Origin of the sequence: Acinetobacter sp. WCHA29, assembly GCF_002165335.1 — a bacterium.
Taxonomy (GTDB): Bacteria; Pseudomonadota; Gammaproteobacteria; order Pseudomonadales; family Moraxellaceae; genus Acinetobacter.
Genome location: NZ_NHRQ01000016.1, coordinates 28,855 through 51,665, shown reverse-complemented (window position 1 = coordinate 51,665; position 22,811 = coordinate 28,855). Strand labels below are relative to the sequence as shown.

Genomic DNA, 22,811 nt, shown 5'->3' with positions numbered 1-22,811 from the left:
TATTTCCTATCAACTTACATCGTAAAACTTGGACGATCCATCGCTTTTGAACCAGCCAATAATTTCTCAGCTTCATTTTTGTAATACACACCTTTTTCACCAGCAAGCTGAATTGCAAAACCTTGTGGTTTAAAATGTGTTTGTTTATGCGAAATCCAAATCACCTTACCCGTTAATGGGATTTTTTGTGACTGCTCTGGTAAAGTCGCTAAAACAAAAACTTCCTGTCCCATTTTTACGGCTTGTTTCGTGGAAACAAATAAACCGCCACCTTGCACAAAAGGCATATAACTTGATTGCAAAGTTGCTTTATCAGGAATATTGACCTGTATAATTCCGCCCATCATTTGTGGTTGCATAACATTCCCCTGTCAAATACAAATAGTTTGAAATATCTATATTTTCATAACATTAGTAAATTTTTAAGCATATTTACATGCCTCTCAAATTCAATATTTTCTACCGTCAATTTAAAAAACTATAATTACTGCTATTTTAATTATAGGAAACAATCCGACAAACAACAAATAATGTTTGAGGAAAACTGTTCGAAAACAAACAAAAATGGTTTTTATTTAAGCAAATATAGCCTTCGATGAATCACGATTTCAGAGGTGATCACCATAACGAAAGCAAATGCTTTTTGGCTATTACAAAATCAAGCATTCAATCAACATAAAAGATTTTAATAACCTATCTAAACCACATGCATCAATTGAATAAACAACTGATCTAGTACCAACTGTGTTTGTACATTTTGCTCAACCATCAATTTTTTCTGTTGCAGGTCAGAATAAATTTGAAATAAGCTTTCCAAGTCATAAAGCTGTGCAAGCTGTGTTAAATCTAAGTCTTTATTTCTCAAAGATTGATTTAATTTTATAGCGACTAAATCAGCCAACAAATATTCAAACATTGTCATAAATTCAGAGAAACTCAACTCTTTCGACCACTTGCTTGAATAACTTAAAGGCATATTTTTTTCTGAGACCAACTTAAACCAATCTTTCAAGAATAAATCTCTTTTATGCAACCAATCGCTCTGATTAATCTCAACGGCAGTCAATGGCATGCCATTTGCAAGATTAAGCAACAAATCAATATGTTCAGCTGAAATATTCGCTATTTGCTGCTGAATAAATTTTTGTGCATCTTGGGTATCTAGACGGTCTAAAGCGAAATGCTGCAAACGGCTTCGAATCGTTGCGGGTAATTTCAAGTAATGGTCCGCCAATAGAATAAGAATAACCCTTTCTCCAGGTTCCTCTAAAGTCTTTAGCAATGCATTTGCGGATGCTATATTCAAAGCCTCCGCAGGCTCAATCACAACGACTCGCCATCCATCACCAGTCTGTTGAACAAATGGTAATAAATCACGAATCTTTTCGATTTTTATCTTGGCATTTTGCTTTTTATTTTCTTCATCTGTGGTGATATGGACATAGCGAGGATGTGTATTAGACTTCAACCAAAGACAACTTGTACATTCACCACAAGCTTGTTCGGCTTGTTTGTTTAAACATAATACCCATGCCACAAAACGCTCAGTAAATTGATGTTTCGCGCAGCCATGTTTACCATAAAAAAGTAAACCATGACCTATATCGGGAAAACGCGTTGTCAACAACGCCCATGTCTGCTTGTGCCAAGGATAAACGGTTGTTGACTGCATACTCATCATAATTATTCAAATAAACTTACTGGTAGCGCATTTAAACGCTCTAGATCAGCTTGTGTATCTACACCCGGAGGCAGATTGGCTTCAGCAATATCGATCGCAATACGATGACCATTTTCTAATACGCGTAATTGTTCAAGACTTTCTAATTTTTCAAGATCGCCTTGTTCCCATGACACATATTCTTGCAACAATTTCACACGATATGCATATAAACCCAGATGACGAAAAGCACGATCATGCAGCTTTGGCTGCTGTAGTTTTGCACCATCACGATCATAAGGAATAGTTGCTCGACTAAAATATAATGCTTCTTTACGATTACTCATCACGACTTTGACGATACTGTCACGCTGAAATTCATCTAATGCGTGAATAGGCTCGCATAAAGTAGACATTGAGCAATGCGGTTGATCAACTAAAAGCTGAGTAACTTGTTGAACCAATTGAGCAGGAAGTAATGGTTCATCACCCTGTACATTGACAATAATATCGTTTTCTGCCCAGCCTTTTAGACGAGCAACTTCACTCAAACGATCTGTGCCTGACGGATGATCGGCACTGGTTAAAACCACATCAATTCCTTCCGAACGACACACTTCTGCAATACGCTCATCATCAGTCGCAACACATAAATCATCAAAACCTGCAACTTTCTTCGCTTGATCTACGACACGTAAAATCATTGGGCGACCATGAATAAGCAAAAGTGGTTTTGCAGGTAAACGTGAACTCGCAAAACGAGCAGGAATGACAATATGTTTCATGTTAGAACTCTAAGAAAATTGGATACCGACTTGTTGCAATTGTTGTTTCAATAAATCATAACAGTCTGCAGATAAAACCGCTTCAACAGGCACAACCCAAATCGGAATATTAAATTCTGGGTATTGTTTCAATAAAACCTTAAGCTTTACCGCATCTTTTTCTGTGGTAATAATTGCATCTTGATTATTGAAGGTGAGATCATCGATCTGATAATCATAATGATCAGCAAACTCATGTGTTTGATATTGCTTCACATTCAATTGATTTAAAGTTTGATAAAATCGTTGTGGGAAGCCAATACCAACAACCACATTAAAATACTGATTTGGATCAAATACATTTGAATCTGTATTTAAATTTAACAGATATGGCTGACCAATTGCTAAATGCATATTCCTTTGTGATTGAGCAATTTTAGTATGTTCAATGACCGTACTTCTATTCAGGCGTGATTTAGGCTCACGTAGATACCCTTCAGGCAACAACTTTTCATTCCCCAAACCACGATTTTGATCTAGAACAATCCATTCAATTTGACGTGCTAATGCCCAATGCTGCAAACCATCATCGCTAATAATTAAATCGAGTTTTTCAGATTTCAATAATAATTCAATTGATGCTTGACGATTTGGCCCAACCGCCATGGGTACATGAGTAGATTGAACGATTAAGCACGGCTCATCACCAGCAAAATCTGGTTCAGACAAAGCATTCACCAAAACTGGAAAAGGTCCTTTGCCACCATATCCTCGACTAATTACTCCAACACGAACACCTTGTTGCTGTAAATATTTAACGAGCTGAATTAATAAAGGTGTTTTCCCACTTCCTCCAACCGTAATATTACCAATAATCATCACAGGAATTGGGGCTGTGTATTTTTTCTTAAAACCAATCGTATATAAGGTTTTATTTAATTCAAAAACTAAGCGATACAATAATGATAAAGGACGCAACACGATTAACCACGACGCTTTTTTATTCCAAGCATCTTGTACGTGTTGCGCAATAGACATTATTAATTTTCCTCAAAATTACGTTGATGCAATTGATAATACACGCCATGTTTATCTAGCAACTCAGTATGTGTACCCTGCTCGATAATTTGTCCTTTGTCCATTACCACAATAAGATCTGCATTTTCAACTGTAGATAAACGGTGTGCAATCACTATCGTCGTACGACCTTGCATCGCTTCATCAAAAGCTTGTTGGATGAAGTATTCAGACTCATTATCAAGCGCACTGGTTGCTTCATCTAAAATTAAGATCGGAGAATCTTTTAAGATTGCTCTGGCAATCGCAATACGTTGACGCTGACCGCCTGAAAGATTCAAACCTTGCGCACCAAGTATTGTGTCGTAACCCTGTGGCAAATTCATAATAAAGTCATGCGCAAAAGCAGCTTTTGCAGCTGCAATAACCTGTTCATCACTTGAGTCTTGAAGCTGACCATAAGCAATATTGTCACGCACTGAACGATTGAATAGCACAACCTGTTGATTGACTGTCGCAATTTGTGAGCGAAGATAAGAAAGCTCTATCTCTTGTACAGGAATATCATCAAAATAAATTTGCCCTTCACTTAATTCTTGAAAACGCGGCAACATATTTACTAATGAGGTTTTCCCTGCGCCAGATCGACCAACCAAAGCAATGGTCTGACCTGCTTCAATATCTAGACAAAAATCCTTAATTGCATGCGTACCATCTGTATAACGCAGATTAGCATGATCAAATTTAATATTGCCTTTCAAAACTGGCTTAAGCTGACCATTATTTTCTTCTTCTGGCATGTCAAGCAGTTCAAATACTGAATGCGCTGCTGCCAAACCACGCTGAAGTTTCTCATTAATATCAGTTAAATTCTTCACTGGTTTAGAGATCAGACCTGCCGCAGTAATGTAGGAAACAAACTCTCCTGCTGAGGTGTCACCTAAAACCTGTGGGCGAAGCGCTAACCATAAAATAATTGCCATTGCCATAGACAATAGTAATTGTATGATCGGGCTATTAATATTCTGCACCACAACCATTTTTAGGCCACGACGAAGATTTTCCTCAGAAGATTTGTAAAAACGTTGCTGCTCAAAAACCTCACCCGTAAAACTCTTAACCACCGAGTTTCCATTAATCGTTTCTTGTACCACATGGTTCACATCGCCCATCGTGTTTTGCACTTGAATTGACAACTTACGCATTTTCTTAGATGCGATTCTGACCAATATCCCAATGAAAGGCATGAAAACCACGATACATAGAGTCAAACGCCAGTTGGTATAGAGTAAATAACTCAACAAACCAATAACAATTAAACCATCTTTAACTAATGTTTGTAGAGATTCAGATGATGCTGCTGTGAGTTGTTCGACGTTATACATCAATTTTGCACTGATATGACCTGCACTGTTATCAAGATAATATTGCGCAGGTAAGCGCAGTAATTTAGCATAAACTTCTTGACGAATACTAAATACCAAACTACGTGAAATAACTGCTGAAAAGTATCCACCTAAGAACAAACCAAGGCCACGGAAAAACATAAGTAAGACAATTAAGGCCGGGAACCAATCTAAATTTTCGCGACTACCATTTTGGATTGCATCAATAATATATTTCAATAACTTTGCGACAGAAACCTCTGTCGCAGCGTTGATTCCAAAACCAAGTAAGACGAATAAGGCAACGCCCCAATAAGATTTTAAATATGATATTAAACGGACATAAGCCTTAAAATCCTGATTCACTCAGTAAAACCTCTAGTTGGAACTTTGGTGCTAATATTGATATTAACAAAGCCGAGTTGACCTGCCACATCCATTACACGAATCACATCTTCATGTTTTGCTTTTGCATCAGCTGCAATAATAAACATAAAATCACGACGATCCTGTGCAGCCTGTTTAATCGCAGTACTGAGATCGGCACTATCTTTGGTCGATAATGCTTGACCATTCACAGAATAATGTCCCGTGGAGTCTACCATGATTTCAATTTTGTGATCGAATTGTTTAGGTGGAACACCTTGAGCATCTGGTAAAGTAAGATTTATACGGCTTTGCTGACTAAATGTGGTAGATAATAATAAAAACACCAAAATGAATAACATACAGTCAATCATTGGCGTCAAATTGATATGAATATCTTCAACTTGAGAACGTTTAAATTTCATAATGTCACCTATGCTCAGCTTGCACGGCGATTTTCTTGCACATGAGGTGCTTTTTTGTAGAAAAGTGCAGCATGAAATAATGTTGATTGTTGTTCTAACTCAGCAATATATTCATGTACTACACGTTGAAAATAACGATAAGCAATCATTGCTGGAATCGCTATCAGCATACCTACAGCCGTAGTAATCAATGCTTTAGAGATACCTGGCATCATCATGCTTGCATTTCCAGCAGAACCGATATCAATCACTAAAAACGATTCAATAATACCAAGTACTGTTCCTAACAAACCAAGCAAGGGTGCAATCGCGCTCAATGTACCTAAAAAGTTAATATTTTTTTCTAGATAGCTGATTTCTTGGGAAGCTGTTGCTTCCATTTGTGCACGCGCAAACTGCTCACCTTGATCTTGATGATCATAACCAGCTTTTAAAATACGACCTAACGGACTTTTTACAACGTCATTTTGCTCTAAATGTGGAATAACATTATCCACATTTGAGCCTTGAACCAGTAATGCTTGAGGTAAAACTTGTGACCGTCTTAAGCGAATATATCGCTCAATTGTAATAGCAACCGTAAAAATTGATGAGAGAATAAGCGGTAGCATTAACCAACCACCCGCTTTCACAAGTTCCCACATATTATTCCCCAATAATATTTAAAATATAAAAGGACGCACCTTAAATATTAGTTAGGTAAACAAATATTTAAAATTCCATCCAACTCATCCAATGAGTGATAATGAATGACCATTTTTCCTTTACCTTTTTGGTTATGGTCAATTTCAACATTTGCTCCAAAACGTTCCGATAATTTCTGAGTCAATTGTTCAATATCAGGAGAAACCTGCACCTTTTCCTTTTCAGGCTTTGGTTCACTCCACTCACGTACTAACTGTTCAGTCTGACGCACTGATAATGCTTTTTCAATTACGATTTTAGCAACATCCATTTGCTCTTTCGCTTTTAGGGTCAGAATGGCACGAGCATGTCCCATATCAAGTTGACCTTGTTGCATTAAGTCCTTAATTGGATCAGCCAAACTTAATAACCGCAATAAGTTACTCACCGTAGTACGAGCCTTACCTACTGTATCCGCGATTTCTTGATGACTTAAACCAAATTCATCATGGAAACGCTGCAAAGCTACCGCTTGATCAATTGGATTGAGATCTTGTCGCTGAATGTTTTCAATTAACGCCAATGCGATTGCGACTTGGTCATTTAAGTCACGTACAATTGCTGGAATTTCAGCCAAACCTGCTAATTGGGCAGCACGCCAACGGCGTTCACCTGCAATAATCTCATAAGGGTGTTGTTCATCATCCACTGGACGAATCACAATCGGTTGCATTACGCCATGCTTCTCAATTGATGAAGCAAGTTCCTGTAAATCTTGTTCTTGAATAAAACGGCGTGGCTGATATTCGCCACGTTTCAGTAAATTGACATCAATTTGCTTGAGTTGACCATGATCCAAAGCCTGTGCTTCAAGTTGCAATTTCTCTTTTTGAATTGAACCCAATAGTGCATCTAAACCACGACCTTTAGCCAATCCGCGTTTTTTGATGCTCATACAGCACTTCCTTTTTTCACTTTACTTTTCTTCAACATTTCTGCAGCTAAATTCAAATATGCAACTGCACCTTTTGAGCTTTTTTCGAAATAAATCACTGGTAAGCCATGTGCTGGCGCTTCAGCCAAACGAATATTCCGAGGGATCACCGTTTCGTATAACTTTTTACCAAAATATTGCTCTAACTCAGCAGACACGTCACGGGTTAAAGCATTACGAGCATCATACATCGTACGTAACACCCCTACAATTTCCAAGTTTGGATTCAGGGCTTTTTGTATACGATCAATTGTTTGTGTCAAATCTGCCAAACCTTCCAAAGCATAATATTCACACTGCATCGGAATAATTACACCATTGACCGCAGCCAAAGCATTCACTGTTATCAAACTTAGGCTTGGTGCACAATCTACAATAATATAATCAAATGCTGAATCTACTTCTTGTAACGCATTTTTGAGAATAAACTCTCGCCCTTCTTGCTCGGCAATTGCTAACTCAACGCCAGCAAGTTCACGATTTGCACCTAAAACTTTATAACCAACGTCAGCTTTCTGAATTGCTGTTTCAATTGGCACTTCACCCAACAACACATCGGTAATCGAGTAAAGTAAGTCATTCTTTTGAACGCCAGACCCCATAGTGGCATTACCTTGAGAATCCATATCAACCAATAAGACACGTTTCTTCAAAATCGCCAAAGAAGCAGCAAGATTAACGGCTGTTGTGGTTTTTCCCACGCCACCTTTTTGGTTTGCAATCGCAATAATTTGAGCCATGATTACCCTTAATATTTTTTATTGAATTCGTTGAAGTAAAAGTAAATGACGTTGTTCATCTAATCGCGGCACACGCAACTCAATCACTTTGCATGAATACTGTTCTTTCATCTGTTCCATTTCATCAGTTGGAACCAAACCTTTCATTGCCGCAATAATACTCTGCTCATGCATATAGGGTTGCGCTGCATCTACAAAATCAGTTAATGAAGCAAATGCACGACTAGTAATGACATCAAACTGACCAAGTTCATCAATCGTGTCTTCATTTTCTACACGTGTTTGAACTGCAACAACATTATCCAATTTTAAATCGGCAATAAATTGCTTAAGAAAACGAATTTTTTTTCCATTTGAATCTAATAATACACACGAGCGCTCTGGTTGACATAATGCAATGATCATGCCCGGCATTCCACCACCCGTGCCAACATCTAATAAACGTCCTTGTGGCAAATCATTTAAAATACTTAAGCTATCTAATAAATGTTTAACCAGCATTTCTTTCGGGTCACGAATCGCTGTCAGGTTATATGCTTTATTCCATAGCACTAGAGCATCTTGATATTTCAATAAGAGTGTTAGCGCTTCCTCACTTAGGTTTAAACCTAACGCTTGACTACCTTGCTTTAATTCTTGAAAAAAAGGATGCATAACAGTGCGACATCTCGATAAACTTGCCGTGCAGTATACCCATTTCTGATGCAAGGCACAGTAGGACTTGTTGAACGATTATGCAGTTAAACATTTTCAAACCTGATAAACTGCACAATCTATTCAGTTTTTTGTCTTTCCTTAGACAAATTTAAGGTAAATAAGACAATAACCTATTACGAAAACTTATTTTGCTTAATTTGTTGATCTAGCTGTTCCAAACGTTCAGGTGTGCCAACATCCACCCAAATCCCTTGTAATTTTTCAGCTGACACTTGTTGTTGTTGCATCGCTTGCTTTAACAATGGCGCTAGAGGCCTTTTACCATTTTCCAAACCATTAAACATCTGCGGAGCTAATACTGCAACACCACTATAAGTTAAGGCTTCACCTATTTGTCCCTGCTCAAAAGTATGGGCCAAATTATTAGACAAGATAAAATCACCTTTCTGGTGCTGCGGTGGATTTTCAACCAATACTAAGTGTGCTTGCTTATCTCCCAAATGGACATTTAACAATGACGAAAAATCCATCGTGGTCCAAACATCACCATTCACCAAAATAAAAGGTTCATCACCCAGTAATGGTAAAGCATTGATAATACCACCTGCGGTTTCAAGCCCTTCTCCTTCATGAGACCACAAAATCGTCACACCGAATTTTGAGCCATCTCCTAAAGTAGTTGCCAGTTTTTCACCCAACCAAGCGGTATTAATGACAATCTCTGTAACACCAATCTTTTGCAACTTTTCAATATGCCAAACAATCAGTGGCTTCCCACCTACTTCAAGCAAAGGTTTAGGTGTATGTAAGGTCAGAGGACGCATGCGATTCCCTAGCCCTGCAGCAAGAATCATCGCTTTCATTATGCTGCAACCTCGTAATCGCCATATTTCGCAATAAATTTAGGCATGACCACGTCACGAATAAACTGCATAAATTCATTCAGCTCATCATAACCTTGGCTTTCTTCAAGCAAATACCACATTACACGTGGTAAATCTTTTAAGTACCCAGATTTACCATCGCGCTCAAACAGACGAACAAAGATACCTAGAATTTTGAGATGGCGTTGAATTGCCATCAAATCTGCATCTCGCTTGAATTGCTCGAAACTACGATTCTCTTTCGCTACAGCTGGTAATAAGTTATAGAACACCTCAAACCATTCGTAGACACGCTCAGCATTCCATTGTACATAAGCATCACGTGTAATCGAGATCAGATCATAGGTATCTGCACCAATGACTGCATCTTGGAAGTCGATCACGCCTAATGCTTGCTCGTTTTCTATTTTCATCAAGTTACGACTATGAAAATCACGATGCACAATCACTTGTGGCTGATGCGTCGCCTCAACAGCTAAAAAGTCAAAAGCTTGTTCAATCGTTTCTAACTGTTGCTCTGTAGGCTGAATATCTAATGAAGGCAACATCCACTCTGTCAGCAAACGCATCTCTGTCATTAATTTTTCATAAGAGTATGCGGGCAGTTGTTCAAGACCGTCGATTTGTTGTAATTCAATCAACTGTTCAAAGCTTTGTGCATAGTATTGGTCAACAGTTTCATCTGTTAGTAAGGTTGAAAGAACAACATCACCAAAATCTTCCAATAGTAACAATCCTAAAGTTAGGTCTTTAGCAACGATATGCGGAACACGCACACCATTTTTGTCAAAAAACTCGTCAATACTTACAAATGGTGCACAATCTTCTTTTTCAGGTGGCGCATCCATCAGCATATATGTTTTGTTTTGTAACTTAATTCGCGCATAACGGCGAAAGCTTGCATCTCCAGCCAAATAATTGATCTCGAATTGATCAGATTGGAGAGTGGCTTGGAGCCAAGTTTGTATCAATTGTTCACGTTGTGTATTCATTTGCAATAAAATCTAAAACTAGCTGAGATTTTGAAAGCTTAAGTGTAGCCACTTATCAACTTTTTCTCTATGATGCGACAATAATTAATTGTGAATTAGCGTACTGGTTAATGAGACAATGAAACATCAGTTTAAATTTAATCCTTTAGCAACAGCTATTTTGACACTCTTGTGTGGCGGCTCGATCCAATCAGGTTTCGCAGCTCCAGCTGATGCTGTCTCTACGCTTGACAATAAACAGCTGCAAGCCACTATCCAAAAAAACCAAGATCAAGACAGTTATCCTGGTGAAAAATTTTTTCAGCAATATTATGTCGACAAATCTGCACCAGAAGCACAATTACGAGATAATCGTTATTTAAGCTCTTCTTTTTGTCAGGGAACATGGGTCACTCCAATTAACCCCGAAACAAAGGCAAGCAATTCCAATACAACGACTTCGGTGATTACCGCTGATTATGGGCATTACAACCCAACTGGCGATTCTGTTCTACAAGGCAATGTCGTGATTGATCAAGAAGGTCGCACAATTCGTGCCGATCAAGTTACGATTGACTCAACTCAGACGCACGCCTCCGCTCAAGGTCGAGTACAACTGGCTCAATCAGGCTTACTTACTCAAAGTGACGCAATAAATTATAATTTAAAAACCCAAACAGGCGATTTGAACAATAGTTTTTATATTTCTGAACAGCAACATGCTCACGGACATGCAAGTCAGATTAAACGACAGAATGAAAATTTAGTTGTATTGAAAGATGCAAGTTATACCGCTTGCCCTCCTGAACAAAAACCGGCTTGGAAAATCCAAGCTAAGCAAATTGAACTTGACCAAGCAACTGGTCGTGGCGTAACTCGCGTAACAAAACTGTATGTAAAAGACGTGCCTGTTTTAGCCGTGCCATATTTCAATTTTCCAATTGATGACCGTCGTACCACTGGTTTATTAAGTCCAACTTTTGGTTATAGTAACGAAGGTGGCGTCCAACTGACTGCACCTGTATACCTTAACCTTGCACCAAATTACGATCTTACACTCACACCAAGTTATATGAGCAAACGTGGCGCAAAATTAGATGCCGAATTCCGTTATATGACTGAAAGTTTTGGTTCTGGACGTATTTGGGGTGGATATTTACCAAACGACAACCATTACGAAGATAAAGATCGAAGTGATTTACATTTTCTTCATGATTGGAAAATCAATAACCAATGGTCAACCAACTTAGAGTACAACTACGCTTCCGATAAAGATTACTTTGCGGACTTCAATAACAACCCAAACACGCGAACAGATCTTAACTTACGTCGCGCATGGGAACTTAATTATCGCAATGGTATTCCTGGACTTAAGGCTCAATTAAAGGTTGAAGACTTTCAAACGCTAGATCAAAGTATCAAAGATGCAGATAAGCCTTATGCACGACTTCCACAGTTTTTATTAAATTATGTAGGTGGGAACCCTCAAGGCTTACAATATGAGTTTAATAACGACACTGCTTATTTTAAGAAATCGATCACCGATGGCTCTGCGTTAGAGTCAAGTGGTACACGTATTTATAATCAATTTGCCGTTCGCTATAACTACCTAACGCCATCGTGGTTTTATGCAATTCCAGAAATATCTGTAAGAAGCATTAATACTTTTTATGATCAAGACTCTAAAGAAGGTCGCGATCTTTCTATATCTGATGATTTAGAAAAATCTGTTGCGGTACCTCAATTTAGTTTTGCAACAGGCGTTACTTTTGAAAAAGAAGGTAAATATTTGCAGAGTATCTCACCTCGTGCGTTTTATGCCTATTCTCCTTATAAAAAACAAGATGATCATCCTAACTTTGATTCCACTACCGCATCAATTAATTACGATCAACTTTTCAACCCTTATCGATTCTATGGACACGACCGCTTAGATGATAATAACTTCTTGTCTCTGGGTGTAACTTATAGCCTATTAGATACAGAGGGCTTAGAACGTATAAAAGCAAGTATTGGGCAAAGCTATTATTTTAGTGATCGACGTGTCACATTAAATCAGCAACCAGATGAGTTTGACACACAGCGCCATACTGGTCCAATTGTAAGTGTTTCAAGTCAATTGAATCAAAACTTTACCATAGCTGCAAATTCTGCTTGGATGTCAAACGGCGACAATGCTCAACGTGACTTCCAAGCCTACTATGCTGGAGATAAAGGCAACTTATACAATGTAGGTTATTTCTATCGTAGCAATATTCAAGATCGTCAAAGTTCATACGACCAAGCTGTTGCATCGTTTATACAACCAATAAAAGATAATTGGCGTATTATGGGTCACGCTCAATATGACTTAGATAATAGTTTAATGCGAGAATACTTACTTGGTGTGAATTATGAATCTTGCTGTTGGGCAGTTTCAGTTTATGGCAGATCTTACTACAATGATTTAGATGATCCAAACTCACCAGATGTTCATAGAAAACGTGCTGTTATGGCTGAGGTTACACTTAAAGGTCTAGGTGCACTCAACAATAAGCTCGCCTCTCTTCTTGAAAATAGAGTTTTAGGTTTCAACAAAATTAATCAATCTTGGACACAACGTTAATGAAGATAAAATCTTTCCAACATATCTTTAAAGCGACTGTTCTCGCTACACTTATTTCTTCATCAATGCAAAGCTTTGCGCAACCTACGGATGAGGTTGTTGCAATAGTTGATAGTAGTGTCATTCTTAAAAGTGATTTAGAACAAGGGATTGCAGAAACAGAACATCAGTTAAAAGCACAAAATAAAACTGTGCCGCCCCAACAGTATTTACAGATGCAAGTACTTGATCAGCTCATTATCCGTCAAGCCCAATTAGAACAGGTCAAACGTTTTGGCATTAAAGCTGATGAAAAAAGTTTAAATGCTGCTGTCTTAAAAATTGCAAATCAATCAGGTGCTAATACACTAGAAGCATTCCAACAAAAATTGGACGCGATTGCACCAGATACTTATGAAAATTTACGCAATAGGATTGCGGAAGATTTAGCAATTGGTCGCTTACGCCAACAACAAGTCATGTCTCGTATTAAAATCAGTGATCATGATGTTGAAAACTTTTTAAATTCACCAGAAGGCCAAGCTGCGCTTGGCACACAAGTCCATGTGATTCACATGCGTATTTCTGGTGAAAATAGCGAAGAAGTTAAAAAAGTTGCACAAGAAGTCAAACAAGCACTTGCAACTAGTGATGATCCTAAAGCGATTAGTACCAAGCTTGCGACCAGTGCAATCAAGGTTGATGGTGCTGATATGGGATTCAGAGCACTATCAGACATTCCTACTGAACTTGCAGCACGCATAACACCATTACAAACGGGTCAGACCACAGAACTGATCAATGTCCGCGATGGCGTTCATGTTTTAAAACTTTTAGAACGCAAACAAAATGATCAAAAAGCACTTGTATCACAATATAAAACTCGACATATTTTGATTCAACCATCTGAAGTTGTCAGCTTAGATCGTGCAAAACAAATGATTGATAGTCTTTATAATCGTGCGACGGCGGGCGAAGATTTTGCAACCCTCGCTGCAACCTATTCAAATGATACAGGTTCAGCACGTGATGGTGGCAGTTTAGGCTGGGTAAGTCCTGGTGTTATGGTGCCTGAGTTTGAACAAGTCATGAAAGAAACACCAGTTGGGCAAATCAGTAAACCTTTCCAAAGTCAGTTTGGTTGGCACATTTTACAAGTGACTGATACTCGACAACAAGATATGACTAAAGAAGTGCAAGAACGTATGGCTCGTCAAATTTTAGGTGAGCGTTTGTTTGATACTGAAGTAGACAGTTGGATGCGTGAACTTCGAGCTAATGCTTATGTTGAAATTAAAGATGCAAATCTAGACACGAAAGCACCGAAATAATCCAATTTAAAACTGCCGGCTATCGTAGGCAGTTTTATTTTAACTATATTCAAAATAAAACTAGCGGCAATTGCCGCTAGTTTTATATTACAAATTAATTATTTGTAACGATCGACCATTTTCTCTAAAGAAATTGGGCGGATCTTATCTGCATTACCTGATGTACCAAATGAATTATAACGATCTACACAGATTTGCTTCATCGCTTCAACTGTTTCACCAAAGAATTTACGCGGATCAAATTCGCTTGGTTTTTCAGCCATCATACGACGCATCGCACCTGTAGATGCTAAACGCAAATCGGTGTCAATATTAATCTTACGAACACCATGCTTGATTGCTTCCACGAGCTGCTCAACAGGAACACCGTAAGTTTCCTTAATATCACCACCATACTGGTTAATCACAGCCAACCACTCTTGTGGTACAGAGCTTGAACCATGCATTACAAGATGCGTATTTGGTAACGCAGCATGAATTTCTTTAATGCGATCAATTGCCAAGATATCGCCTGTAGGTGGACGAGTAAACTTGTACGCACCATGTGAAGTACCAACAGCAATTGCCAAAGCATCTACATTCGTATCAGCGACAAATTGAGTTGCTTCTTCAACAGAAGTGAGTAATTGAGAATGATCCAGCACACCTTCAGCACCAACACCATCTTCTTCACCAGCCATACCAGTTTCAAGGCTACCTAAGCAACCAATCTCACCTTCAACTGAAACACCACACGCATGTGCCATTGCGACAACACGACGAGTAACATCAACATTATAGTCATATGATGTTGGAGTCTTACCATCAGCACCCAATGAACCATCCATCATCACAGAGCTAAAGCCCAATTGAATAGAACGTTGACAGACATCAGGACTCGTCCCGTGATCTTGGTGCATTACCACAGGAATATGTGGCCATTCTTCAATAGCTGCCAAAATCAAATGACGTAAGAAAGGTGCACCTGCATATTTACGTGCACCTGCCGAAGCTTGCACAATAACAGGTGAATTCGTTGCATCAGCAGCGAGCATAATTGCACGCATTTGTTCTAAATTGTTTACGTTAAACGCTGGTACGCCGTAGTTATGTTCTGCAGCGTGATCCAAGAGCTGGCGCATTGAGATGAGTGCCATAATATCCTCCCAGGTAATGCGCCATATTCTACATGTTGATTTACTTCAATTCAGCAACTAATCACTGGATTTCCGAAAAAATCATGAATCATTTGTGTAATTTAGCAAATGAGGGGCTTTCAAAATAAAAAAAGACTGAATTAAGAAATAATTTAGTCTTTTTTAAATGCTATCTAAATATCAGAAAATATTGTTTAGGCTTAACAATATCCATCTAAACGTGTTAAAGGCAACTTTTTACCAATTGCTTTTTCAATTTCTGGCAAATAGAAAGCATCATCTTCCGATAAGAAACTAATACTCACACCTTGAGCACCAGCACGACCTGTACGACCAATGCGATGTACATAATCATCAGACTGCTCTGGCAAAGTAAAATTCACCACATGCGATACGCCGTCAACATGAATGCCACGACCAGCAACGTCTGTTGCGATCATAATGTTGTGCTTACCTTGTTTGAATTGGTCGAGCATCTTCAATCGTTTATCTTGAGCGATTTCACCAGATAACATACCGACTTTATAACCATCACGCTTTAAGTGATCATATAAACGACGCACCTGATCTCGACGATTTGCGAAAATCATAACTTTATCAATTGGTTCATCACGCAAAATTTCTTGCAATAATTTGTACTTATCTTGTTTCGCAACCACATAAACACGCTGCTCCACATCATTATTGGTTTTTTGCTCAGGCTCAATTTCAACCGTTACAGGTTCAAATAGCCACTGACGGGCAAGATTAAGCACATCATAGCTAAAAGTTGCAGAAAACATTAAAGTTTGACGTTGTTCTTTGAAGGGTGAATAACGCACAATCCGTTTTACCGATGGAATAAAACCCATATCTAATAAACGATCGGCCTCATCAATCACAAGGAATTCGATCTTATCCAACCAAACTTCTTTTTGCTCGACAAAATCAATTAAACGACCAGGCGTTGCAACGATAATATCAACAAAATTACTATCCAACATTTTCTTTTGCTTATCAAAATCCACACCACCAAGTAGAGTAACAAGATGTAAGTTTGAAAATTTTGTTAAAGCTTGTGCATCACTCTCAATCTGTAGTGCTAACTCACGTGTAGGAGCCAGAATCAGCGCACGTGGTTCGCCACGAAAACGTTTTTCTTGTAGCGGATTATTTAATAGATCATTGATCACACTAATCAAAAAGGCTGCTGTTTTACCTGTACCAGTTTGAGCTCGACCAATGGCATCATGCCCTGCTAATGTATATTTCAAAACCTTTTGTTGAATTGGGGTCATTTGTGTAAAACCCAAAGCATCAATTGCCTTCTTCAACTGCGGATGTAAATTTAAGGTTTCAAAACCAGATGTCATATATGCTCTCGAACCATCAATGATCAAAAGAAAGTGGCATTATAAACAAAAACGCCCCAAATAACATTGGAGCGTTTTTATATTGCGTTAAAGCAACAAATTAGTCTAAAGGCTGAACGTTTTCAGCTTGGAAACCTTTTTGTCCTTGAACTACGCTGAATTCAACGCGTTGGCCGTCACGTAAAGAACGGTGACCGTCACCCATAATTGCGCGGAAATGAACAAATACGTCATCACCACCATTACGTTGAATAAAACCAAAGCCTTTAGTGTCATTAAACCACTTTACTACGCCTTGTTCACGAGCTGTCATAAGTCAATCCTCAGATATTGAAAGATAAGGACCTTCCGGTGTTGCAAACAGCAGAGCCAACAAGGTTTTAAAATATTTATAATTTCAAAGCTTGTAATCATTCTGTAAAACTATCAACAATTTCCGGTTACATCCATTTGTTATAGGTTTTTTTAACGATCTTATCGTATAGCATACATCCTAAAACGCATCGAGCTTAACATGGGTTCATGATAATTAATAGATTTATTTTAAGTTATTTCCAATGTTTCTATCTGTTTTTTTCAATAATTTAGCAGTTTTCAAGTGCTTTTTTTAGTATAAAAATGCACTGCTTTATTGCCATAAAACGAGAAACAATTTTAGATAAAATTAATCAGAAAAGAAAATCAAAGCGATTCATTTGCATTCAACGCTATTGAGCTAGTTATTAGGTTTAAAAAACACTCACAACCATTTTTAAGATTAAAAGCTCAAAAGAGAAAAACCGAATTAATATAACTTCCCAAATAATTCAGAGTAAATCCTCAGTAATCACCATATAAATTTGTTAAAATCATATCGAACTCAATTTATTAAAACTTTATGACCCAAATATCCGCATGCCCTGAAGTGATTGATGCACTTGGGCAACCCTGTCCAATGCCACTATTGATGTTGAAACGTGCTTTAAAAAAAGCTGAAGGATCTAAACAGTATTTATTGAAATCATCTGATCCACATAGCGAAATTGATGTAACACGATATTGCCAAATCCAGCAACTTCAATGCCAGACACAAAAAATTTCAGAGAATGAGTTTCACTATTTAATTGAATCTATGTAATTCTTTGATAAACTCTAGCTAAAGATAAACTAGATAACTTTACATTTTTATACTCAAATTTCCTTAGTGATGAAGAACATTCGCATTAAGATGAAATTGTTGACTTAAATACCATCCTATAAGGAGACTCCATGACTACTGACAGCAGCAATCAATTGATGCCCCTGTCATTGTCTGCGCCAGGTGTAAATCTTGGTGCATATATCAGTACTGTCAATCAAATTCCAATTCTAACGGCCGAGCAAGAAAAAGAACTTGCTGAACGTTATTATTATGACCAAGATCTTGATGCTGCTAAACTATTGGTAATGTCACACCTACGTTTTGTCGTACATATTGCACGTAGCTATGCAGGTTACGGATTGCCACAAGGCGATCTTATTCAAGAAGGTAACCTTGGATTAATGAAAGCGGTCAAACGCTTCGATCCAAATATGGGTGTTCGCTTAGTTTCTTTTGCAGTGCACTGGATTAAAGCTGAAATTCATGAATATGTGATTCGTAACTGGCGTATTGTCAAAATCGCAACGACCAAAGCACAACGTAAATTATTCTTTAATTTACGTAGTCTTAAAAAATCAAGCAAACGACTCACATTAGAAGAAGCGAAATCAATTGCCAATGATTTGAATGTGACACCAGAGCAAGTGCTCGAAATGGAAGGTCGCCTAACCGCTTATGATGCTGCTTTTGAAGCTCAAGGTGATGATGATGACGATACCCCACATACAGCTCCTGCACTTTATCTTGAAGATAATCGATACGACCCAGCTCGACTGATTGAAGAAGAAGATTATGAAGAGCAAAGTAGTTCTGCTTTACACGAGGCAATGGAACAGCTTGATGATCGCTCTCGTAATATCTTGCAACGTCGTTGGTTAGATGATGATAAATCGACTTTGCATGAACTGGCTGCAGAATATAACGTTTCAGCAGAACGTATTAGACAGCTTGAAAAGAATGCAATGGAAAAAATCAAAACTGCCATGTCTGCAAGCTAAAATCGAATCAAACACAAGGGCTTTAATGCCCTTTTGTTTTATCTGGCTTTGTTTAAGCACCCGAATATGTTAAGTTTGTTCATCAAATTTCCAGTTCCATTATCATTATGTGGATAGCTATCTCGGCGCTTAATCTTGCGCTTGCAGTTATGTTGGGTGCTTTTGGTGCTCATGGACTCAAATCTTTTGCAACCCCAGAACAACTCGCTTGGTGGGGTACAGCAACTCAATACTTTTTCTATCATGCAATTGGTTTGCTTATCTTAGGCGTCCTGCATAAAACCACAGCAACATTTCCAATAAAAATTCCTTTTATTTTGATCCAAATTGGTATCATCTTTTTCTGCGGCTCGTTGTACATTATGGCGCTCGGTCTACCGCGTATTTTAGGTGCGATTACACCGATTGGCGGTGCGTTTATGATAGCGGGCTGGCTGTTACTCGCATGGCAAACAATCAAGCATGCGAAATAAGGATTAATCATGAACATCTATTTAAATGGCGAGTCAATCGACACGTCTTGTGAAAACCTACAGCAATTGATTCAGAATTTAGCCTTAGAGGGCAAACGCTTTGCTGTAGAGAAGAACCAACAGATTATTCCGAAAAGTAGACTTGAGCAAACGACAATTGCTCCTGAAGATCGTATTGAAATTATCCAAGCTGTTGGTGGCGGCTAATCGGCTAAAAATGGAGTAAGCCCATGCAAGATTCCCCTTTAATTATTGGTTCTCGTACTTTCCAATCTCGTTTATTGGTCGGAACTGGTAAATATAAAGATCTCAATGAAACTGATTTAGCCATTCAAGCCAGTGGTGCTGAGATTGTGACGGTGGCAATTCGCCGTGTAAATATCGGTCAGCATGCCGATCAACCAAATCTACTTTCTGTGATTCCACCTGAGAAATACACAATCCTGCCAAATACCGCAGGTTGCTTTGATGCAGATAGCGCGATTCGGACTTGTATGCTAGCTCGTGAACTGCTTGATGGTCACAATTTGGTGAAGTTAGAAGTCCTTGGTGATGAAAAAACTTTATATCCAAATGTCACTGCAACGCTTAAAGCAGCGCAAACCTTGATTGATGATGGCTTTGAAATCATGGTCTATACCTCAGACGACCCTATTGTTGCGCAAGAACTTGAAAGTATGGGCTGTGTTGCCATCATGCCTTTAGGTAGCTTGATCGGTTCTGGTCTTGGTATTTTGAATCCACATACTATTTCCATCATCAAAGAAAATGCCAAAGTCCCTGTTTTAGTGGATGCAGGTGTGGGTACTGCCAGTGATGCTGCAATTGCAATGGAATTGGGTTGCGACGGCGTATTAATGAATACAGCGATTGCCGCTGCTCAAAATCCAATTTTGATGGCTTCTGCGATGAAGAAAGCGGTTGAAGCAGGTCGTGAAGCATTTTTAGCAGGTCGTATGCCACGTAAGCGTATGGCCAATGCAAGCTCACCTGAAACAGGATATTTTTTCAAGTAAGAGAAAGAAGGGACTAAATAAGTCCCTTCTCTATTTGTATTAATCACTATTTGCTTAATGCAATAATTATATGGATAAGACCAAATTCTTTAAAAACCACTCATTTGTACAATAATTTTTGAGATAAAATGATTTATTGTTCCTAGAATTATCAATAAGTTATCAATCTAAATTTTAAGCACTAGATAGAAGAATACTGACTTTTTACTTATAGTTTTTTAGTAAAACCATAGAGATAAGATCTTTTTTTACACAAAAAGATTCTGTATTTTTAAATAAAATACTTTTAAAAACATTATTTTAATTTTTATGGTATTTTTAAAGTAATTCGTTCATCAAAAAAATTTAAAAAAATACAGTGCTTAGGTATAGAATACGGCGCTTGTTTAACCTTAAACCACATATAGGTTTATAAGGCTTTTATATGTTTAATGTATTGTCTCGCTTGAGCTTAGTCAGCAAAATTATTATTGCTATTTTTTTAGGGATTGGCGTAGCTTTGCTTTTTCCTAACTTTACACCTTATTTGAGTTTACTAGGTGAATTGTTTATTAAAGCATTAAAGTCGGTTGCCCCGATTCTTGTTTTTGTTTTAGTGCTTGCTTCGATTGCTAATTTCAAAGTTGGGCAAAACTCAAACTTAAAACCTGTTATGATTTTGTATGTGGTTGGAATGCTACTCGCAGCATTTAGTGCTGTTGTAGCAAGTATTGCCTTCCCAAGTCAGCTATTTCTTAATTTATCAACTCAACCAGCTCTACAAGCACCCGGTAGTTTGGCTGAAATTTTAAAGAATTTATTATTAAGCTTTATTGCCAATCCTATACAAGCGATTAGTGAAGCCAACTTTATTGGTATTTTGGCCTGGGCAATCGGCTTAGGTTTAGCATTACGTCATAGTTCTGAGACTACGAAACAAGTGCTTACTGATGTAGCTGATGCAGTGAATAAAATTATTCACACCGTGATTGGTTTTGCCCCCGTGGGAATTTTTGGCTTAGTCGCAGTCACTTTTGCGGATGCAGGTTTAGCAACCTTATCTAGCTATGCACATTTGTTAATTGTATTAATTGGAACAATGCTTTTTGTTGCATTAGTGATTAATCCAATCCTAGTCGCATTGACGATGCGAGCAAACCCTTACCCATTAGTGTTCAAATGTTTAAAAGAAAGTGGAATCACAGCATTTTTCACGCGTAGTTCTGCTGCCAATATTCCTGTGAATCTAGATTTAGCACGACGCTTAGGTGTAAACGAAGCAACCGCAAGTGTATCTATTCCACTTGGAGCAACAGTCAATATGGCGGGTGCAGCGGTTACAATTACAGTATTAACGCTTGCTACTGTTCATACATTAGATATTCATGTTGATTTAAGCACGATGATTATCCTTTCAGTCGTTGCAACCGTTTCAGCATGTGGTGCATCAGGTGTTGCAGGTGGGTCATTACTGCTTATCCCTGTTGCTTGTAGTTTATTTGGTATATCATCTGAAATTGCGATGCAAGTAGTTGCGATTGGTATGATTATCAGTGTATTACAGGATTCGACTGAAACTGCGCTGAATTCGTCAACTGACGTTTTATTTACTGCTGCTGTAGATTTCCGAAACCGAAAAAACTAGTAGATTGTTATGCCCTTACAGCGTTTACCAAACTGGATTCAACTTGGTGCTTTTTTACTCGCACTAAATGCTGGTATGGTTAACGTATTGGGGCTATTTACTGTTCTACATCAATCAGTTTCACACATGACTGGCAACGTCAGCATGCTGGCAATGAGTTTGCTACAATGGCAACCAGAGCATTTTATTTATCTCAGTTTAGTAGTTTTATGCTTCATGATTGGATCGTTTTACAGCGGTCTCATTCTTGGGGATAGCAATGTCTCTTTTGGCCATCATTACGGTTTCCCACTTAGTTTAGTTGCTGCATTTCTATTTTTAACTTGGCTTTTGTTACCTTACTTCCCGCGCTATGGTTTGTTGTGGGCATGTGTCGCCATGGGCGTACAAAATGCGATGGTCAGTCACTATAAAGGTGCAATTATCCGTACAACACATTTATCAGGCGTTTTAACGGATATTGGTTTAACCTTAGGTTATAAAGTTCGTGGTCTAAAAATAGAAAATAGGCGTATTTTTTTACACATGCTCATCTTTCTAGGATTTTTTATCGGTGGGCTTATTGCGAGTTTGCTTTATCCTTATTTAAAATTACAAACTTTTCTAATACCAGCAAGTTTAAGTCTGACCATGAGTATAGCTTACTGGGTAATTTACTTTCGCTCTTCATCAAACTCGAATTCGGATTGA

General features: G+C 38.2%; 24 protein-coding genes. 9 read left to right on the top strand and 15 right to left on the bottom strand.

The genetic code is table 11. The annotated features are described in order from the left end of the window. Positions 1-14: 14 nt before the first annotated feature. From CDG59_RS10990 to CDG59_RS10935, 12 genes are all read right to left on the bottom strand, one after another. Positions 15-359 carry a PilZ domain-containing protein gene (locus tag CDG59_RS10990; RefSeq protein WP_004662384.1) on the bottom strand — a complete coding sequence of 115 codons (345 nt, stop codon included), beginning with the start codon at positions 357-359 and terminating at the stop codon, positions 15-17. A gap of 338 nt (positions 360-697) precedes the next feature. Then, positions 698-1,681: a DNA polymerase III subunit delta' gene (locus CDG59_RS10985; protein WP_087545357.1), complete on the bottom strand. Its 984-nt coding sequence runs from the start codon at positions 1,679-1,681 to the stop codon at positions 698-700. A 2-nt stretch (positions 1,682-1,683) separates the two neighbouring features. After that, on the bottom strand, positions 1,684-2,445 hold the full coding sequence (gene kdsB, locus CDG59_RS10980) for a 3-deoxy-manno-octulosonate cytidylyltransferase (protein ID WP_087545355.1): 762 nt from the start codon (positions 2,443-2,445) through the stop codon (positions 1,684-1,686). A gap of 9 nt (positions 2,446-2,454) precedes the next feature. Next, entirely contained in the window at positions 2,455-3,462 is a 1,008-nt protein-coding gene (gene lpxK, locus CDG59_RS10975; protein WP_087545353.1) for a tetraacyldisaccharide 4'-kinase, read from the bottom strand. A gap of 2 nt (positions 3,463-3,464) precedes the next feature. After that, positions 3,465-5,192 carry a lipid A export permease/ATP-binding protein MsbA gene (msbA, locus tag CDG59_RS10970; RefSeq protein WP_087545351.1) on the bottom strand — a complete coding sequence of 576 codons (1,728 nt, stop codon included), beginning with the start codon at positions 5,190-5,192 and terminating at the stop codon, positions 3,465-3,467. After that, on the bottom strand, positions 5,189-5,617 hold the full coding sequence (locus CDG59_RS10965) for an ExbD/TolR family protein (RefSeq protein WP_087545349.1): 429 nt from the start codon (positions 5,615-5,617) through the stop codon (positions 5,189-5,191). The genes msbA and CDG59_RS10965 overlap by 4 nt, the downstream gene beginning before the upstream one ends. A gap of 14 nt (positions 5,618-5,631) precedes the next feature. Then, on the bottom strand, positions 5,632-6,261 hold the full coding sequence (locus CDG59_RS10960; RefSeq protein ID WP_087545347.1) for a MotA/TolQ/ExbB proton channel family protein: 630 nt from the start codon (positions 6,259-6,261) through the stop codon (positions 5,632-5,634). Between the two features lie 47 nt (positions 6,262-6,308). After that, positions 6,309-7,196 (bottom strand): ParB/RepB/Spo0J family partition protein, encoded by an 888-nt coding sequence (locus tag CDG59_RS10955; protein WP_087545345.1) that lies wholly within the window; start codon positions 7,194-7,196, stop codon positions 6,309-6,311. After that, the gene (locus CDG59_RS10950; protein ID WP_005159877.1) at positions 7,193-7,975 is read right to left on the bottom strand and encodes a ParA family protein; all 783 of its coding nucleotides are present in this window, start codon (positions 7,973-7,975) and stop codon (positions 7,193-7,195) included. Before CDG59_RS10950 ends, CDG59_RS10955 begins: the two co-directional genes overlap by 4 nt. Positions 7,976-7,993: 18 nt before the next feature. Further along, entirely contained in the window at positions 7,994-8,629 is a 636-nt protein-coding gene (gene rsmG, locus CDG59_RS10945) for a 16S rRNA (guanine(527)-N(7))-methyltransferase RsmG (protein ID WP_087545343.1), read from the bottom strand. 176 nt (positions 8,630-8,805) lie between these two features. Next, positions 8,806-9,495 carry an N-acetylmuramate alpha-1-phosphate uridylyltransferase MurU gene (gene murU / locus CDG59_RS10940; RefSeq protein ID WP_005159865.1) on the bottom strand — a complete coding sequence of 230 codons (690 nt, stop codon included), beginning with the start codon at positions 9,493-9,495 and terminating at the stop codon, positions 8,806-8,808. Further along, on the bottom strand, positions 9,495-10,508 hold the full coding sequence (locus tag CDG59_RS10935; protein WP_005159863.1) for an aminoglycoside phosphotransferase family protein: 1,014 nt from the start codon (positions 10,506-10,508) through the stop codon (positions 9,495-9,497). The genes murU and CDG59_RS10935 overlap by 1 nt, the downstream gene beginning before the upstream one ends. Before the next feature lie 118 nt (positions 10,509-10,626). On the opposite strand from CDG59_RS10935, the gene CDG59_RS10930 reads away from it, so the two are divergent. Next, on the top strand, positions 10,627-13,092 hold the full coding sequence (locus tag CDG59_RS10930) for an LPS-assembly protein LptD (protein ID WP_087545341.1): 2,466 nt from the start codon (positions 10,627-10,629) through the stop codon (positions 13,090-13,092). After that, on the top strand, positions 13,092-14,402 hold the full coding sequence (locus CDG59_RS10925) for a peptidylprolyl isomerase (protein ID WP_087545339.1): 1,311 nt from the start codon (positions 13,092-13,094) through the stop codon (positions 14,400-14,402). Before CDG59_RS10930 ends, CDG59_RS10925 begins: the two co-directional genes overlap by 1 nt. Positions 14,403-14,500: 98 nt before the next feature. Here CDG59_RS10925 and fba read toward each other — a convergent pair whose 3' ends face one another. From fba to CDG59_RS10910, 3 genes are all read right to left on the bottom strand, one after another. Continuing rightward, positions 14,501-15,538: a class II fructose-bisphosphate aldolase gene (gene fba / locus CDG59_RS10920; RefSeq protein WP_004662410.1), complete on the bottom strand. Its 1,038-nt coding sequence runs from the start codon at positions 15,536-15,538 to the stop codon at positions 14,501-14,503. A 200-nt stretch (positions 15,539-15,738) separates the two neighbouring features. Beyond that, positions 15,739-16,890, bottom strand: a complete 1,152-nt coding sequence (rhlB, locus tag CDG59_RS10915; RefSeq protein ID WP_005159857.1) for an ATP-dependent RNA helicase RhlB — start codon at positions 16,888-16,890, stop codon at positions 15,739-15,741. A 100-nt stretch (positions 16,891-16,990) separates the two neighbouring features. Then, entirely contained in the window at positions 16,991-17,203 is a 213-nt protein-coding gene (locus CDG59_RS10910) for a cold-shock protein (protein ID WP_004653893.1), read from the bottom strand. A gap of 564 nt (positions 17,204-17,767) precedes the next feature. Between CDG59_RS10910 and CDG59_RS10905 the strand changes: the two genes are divergently transcribed. The 7 genes from CDG59_RS10905 (at position 17,768) to CDG59_RS10875 (ending at position 22,811) form a co-directional block, all read left to right on the top strand. Beyond that, positions 17,768-18,007, top strand: a complete 240-nt coding sequence (locus tag CDG59_RS10905) for a sulfurtransferase TusA family protein (RefSeq protein WP_005159855.1) — start codon at positions 17,768-17,770, stop codon at positions 18,005-18,007. Between the two features lie 131 nt (positions 18,008-18,138). Next, positions 18,139-19,008, top strand: coding sequence for an RNA polymerase sigma factor RpoH (rpoH, locus tag CDG59_RS10900; RefSeq protein WP_004662417.1), 870 nt, complete (start codon positions 18,139-18,141; stop codon positions 19,006-19,008). 107 nt (positions 19,009-19,115) lie between these two features. Next, positions 19,116-19,481 carry a DUF423 domain-containing protein gene (locus CDG59_RS10895; protein ID WP_087545337.1) on the top strand — a complete coding sequence of 122 codons (366 nt, stop codon included), beginning with the start codon at positions 19,116-19,118 and terminating at the stop codon, positions 19,479-19,481. Positions 19,482-19,490: 9 nt separating this feature from the next. Then, positions 19,491-19,688: a sulfur carrier protein ThiS gene (thiS, locus tag CDG59_RS10890; protein WP_087545335.1), complete on the top strand. Its 198-nt coding sequence runs from the start codon at positions 19,491-19,493 to the stop codon at positions 19,686-19,688. A gap of 23 nt (positions 19,689-19,711) precedes the next feature. Continuing rightward, complete coding sequence (locus CDG59_RS10885; protein WP_004639328.1) at positions 19,712-20,497, top strand: thiazole synthase; 786 nt, start codon at positions 19,712-19,714, stop codon at positions 20,495-20,497. A 424-nt stretch (positions 20,498-20,921) separates the two neighbouring features. Next, positions 20,922-22,121 (top strand): serine/threonine transporter SstT, encoded by a 1,200-nt coding sequence (sstT, locus tag CDG59_RS10880; protein WP_087545333.1) that lies wholly within the window; start codon positions 20,922-20,924, stop codon positions 22,119-22,121. 9 nt (positions 22,122-22,130) lie between these two features. Next, positions 22,131-22,811 (top strand): YoaK family protein, encoded by a 681-nt coding sequence (locus CDG59_RS10875; RefSeq protein ID WP_087545331.1) that lies wholly within the window; start codon positions 22,131-22,133, stop codon positions 22,809-22,811.

Coding starts and splice junctions, on each gene's coding strand:
- CDG59_RS10875 (WP_087545331.1), top strand. CDS start 22,131: ATGCCCTTACAGCGTTTACCAAACTGGATTCAACTTGGTGCTTTTTTA.
- CDG59_RS10910 (WP_004653893.1), bottom strand. CDS start 17,203: ATGACAGCTCGTGAACAAGGCGTAGTAAAGTGGTTTAATGACACTAAA.
- CDG59_RS10960 (WP_087545347.1), bottom strand. CDS start 6,261: ATGTGGGAACTTGTGAAAGCGGGTGGTTGGTTAATGCTACCGCTTATT.
- CDG59_RS10885 (WP_004639328.1), top strand. CDS start 19,712: ATGCAAGATTCCCCTTTAATTATTGGTTCTCGTACTTTCCAATCTCGT.
- fba (WP_004662410.1), bottom strand. CDS start 15,538: ATGGCACTCATCTCAATGCGCCAGCTCTTGGATCACGCTGCAGAACAT.
- CDG59_RS10925 (WP_087545339.1), top strand. CDS start 13,092: ATGAAGATAAAATCTTTCCAACATATCTTTAAAGCGACTGTTCTCGCT.
- kdsB (WP_087545355.1), bottom strand. CDS start 2,445: ATGAAACATATTGTCATTCCTGCTCGTTTTGCGAGTTCACGTTTACCT.
- CDG59_RS10905 (WP_005159855.1), top strand. CDS start 17,768: ATGACCCAAATATCCGCATGCCCTGAAGTGATTGATGCACTTGGGCAA.
- CDG59_RS10990 (WP_004662384.1), bottom strand. CDS start 359: ATGCAACCACAAATGATGGGCGGAATTATACAGGTCAATATTCCTGAT.
- sstT (WP_087545333.1), top strand. CDS start 20,922: ATGTTTAATGTATTGTCTCGCTTGAGCTTAGTCAGCAAAATTATTATT.
- CDG59_RS10950 (WP_005159877.1), bottom strand. CDS start 7,975: ATGGCTCAAATTATTGCGATTGCAAACCAAAAAGGTGGCGTGGGAAAA.
- thiS (WP_087545335.1), top strand. CDS start 19,491: ATGAACATCTATTTAAATGGCGAGTCAATCGACACGTCTTGTGAAAAC.
- rsmG (WP_087545343.1), bottom strand. CDS start 8,629: ATGCATCCTTTTTTTCAAGAATTAAAGCAAGGTAGTCAAGCGTTAGGT.
- CDG59_RS10895 (WP_087545337.1), top strand. CDS start 19,116: ATGTGGATAGCTATCTCGGCGCTTAATCTTGCGCTTGCAGTTATGTTG.
- CDG59_RS10935 (WP_005159863.1), bottom strand. CDS start 10,508: ATGAATACACAACGTGAACAATTGATACAAACTTGGCTCCAAGCCACT.
- CDG59_RS10985 (WP_087545357.1), bottom strand. CDS start 1,681: ATGATGAGTATGCAGTCAACAACCGTTTATCCTTGGCACAAGCAGACA.
- lpxK (WP_087545353.1), bottom strand. CDS start 3,462: ATGTCTATTGCGCAACACGTACAAGATGCTTGGAATAAAAAAGCGTCG.
- rpoH (WP_004662417.1), top strand. CDS start 18,139: ATGACTACTGACAGCAGCAATCAATTGATGCCCCTGTCATTGTCTGCG.
- murU (WP_005159865.1), bottom strand. CDS start 9,495: ATGAAAGCGATGATTCTTGCTGCAGGGCTAGGGAATCGCATGCGTCCT.
- CDG59_RS10930 (WP_087545341.1), top strand. CDS start 10,627: ATGAAACATCAGTTTAAATTTAATCCTTTAGCAACAGCTATTTTGACA.
- rhlB (WP_005159857.1), bottom strand. CDS start 16,890: ATGACATCTGGTTTTGAAACCTTAAATTTACATCCGCAGTTGAAGAAG.
- CDG59_RS10955 (WP_087545345.1), bottom strand. CDS start 7,196: ATGAGCATCAAAAAACGCGGATTGGCTAAAGGTCGTGGTTTAGATGCA.
- CDG59_RS10965 (WP_087545349.1), bottom strand. CDS start 5,617: ATGAAATTTAAACGTTCTCAAGTTGAAGATATTCATATCAATTTGACG.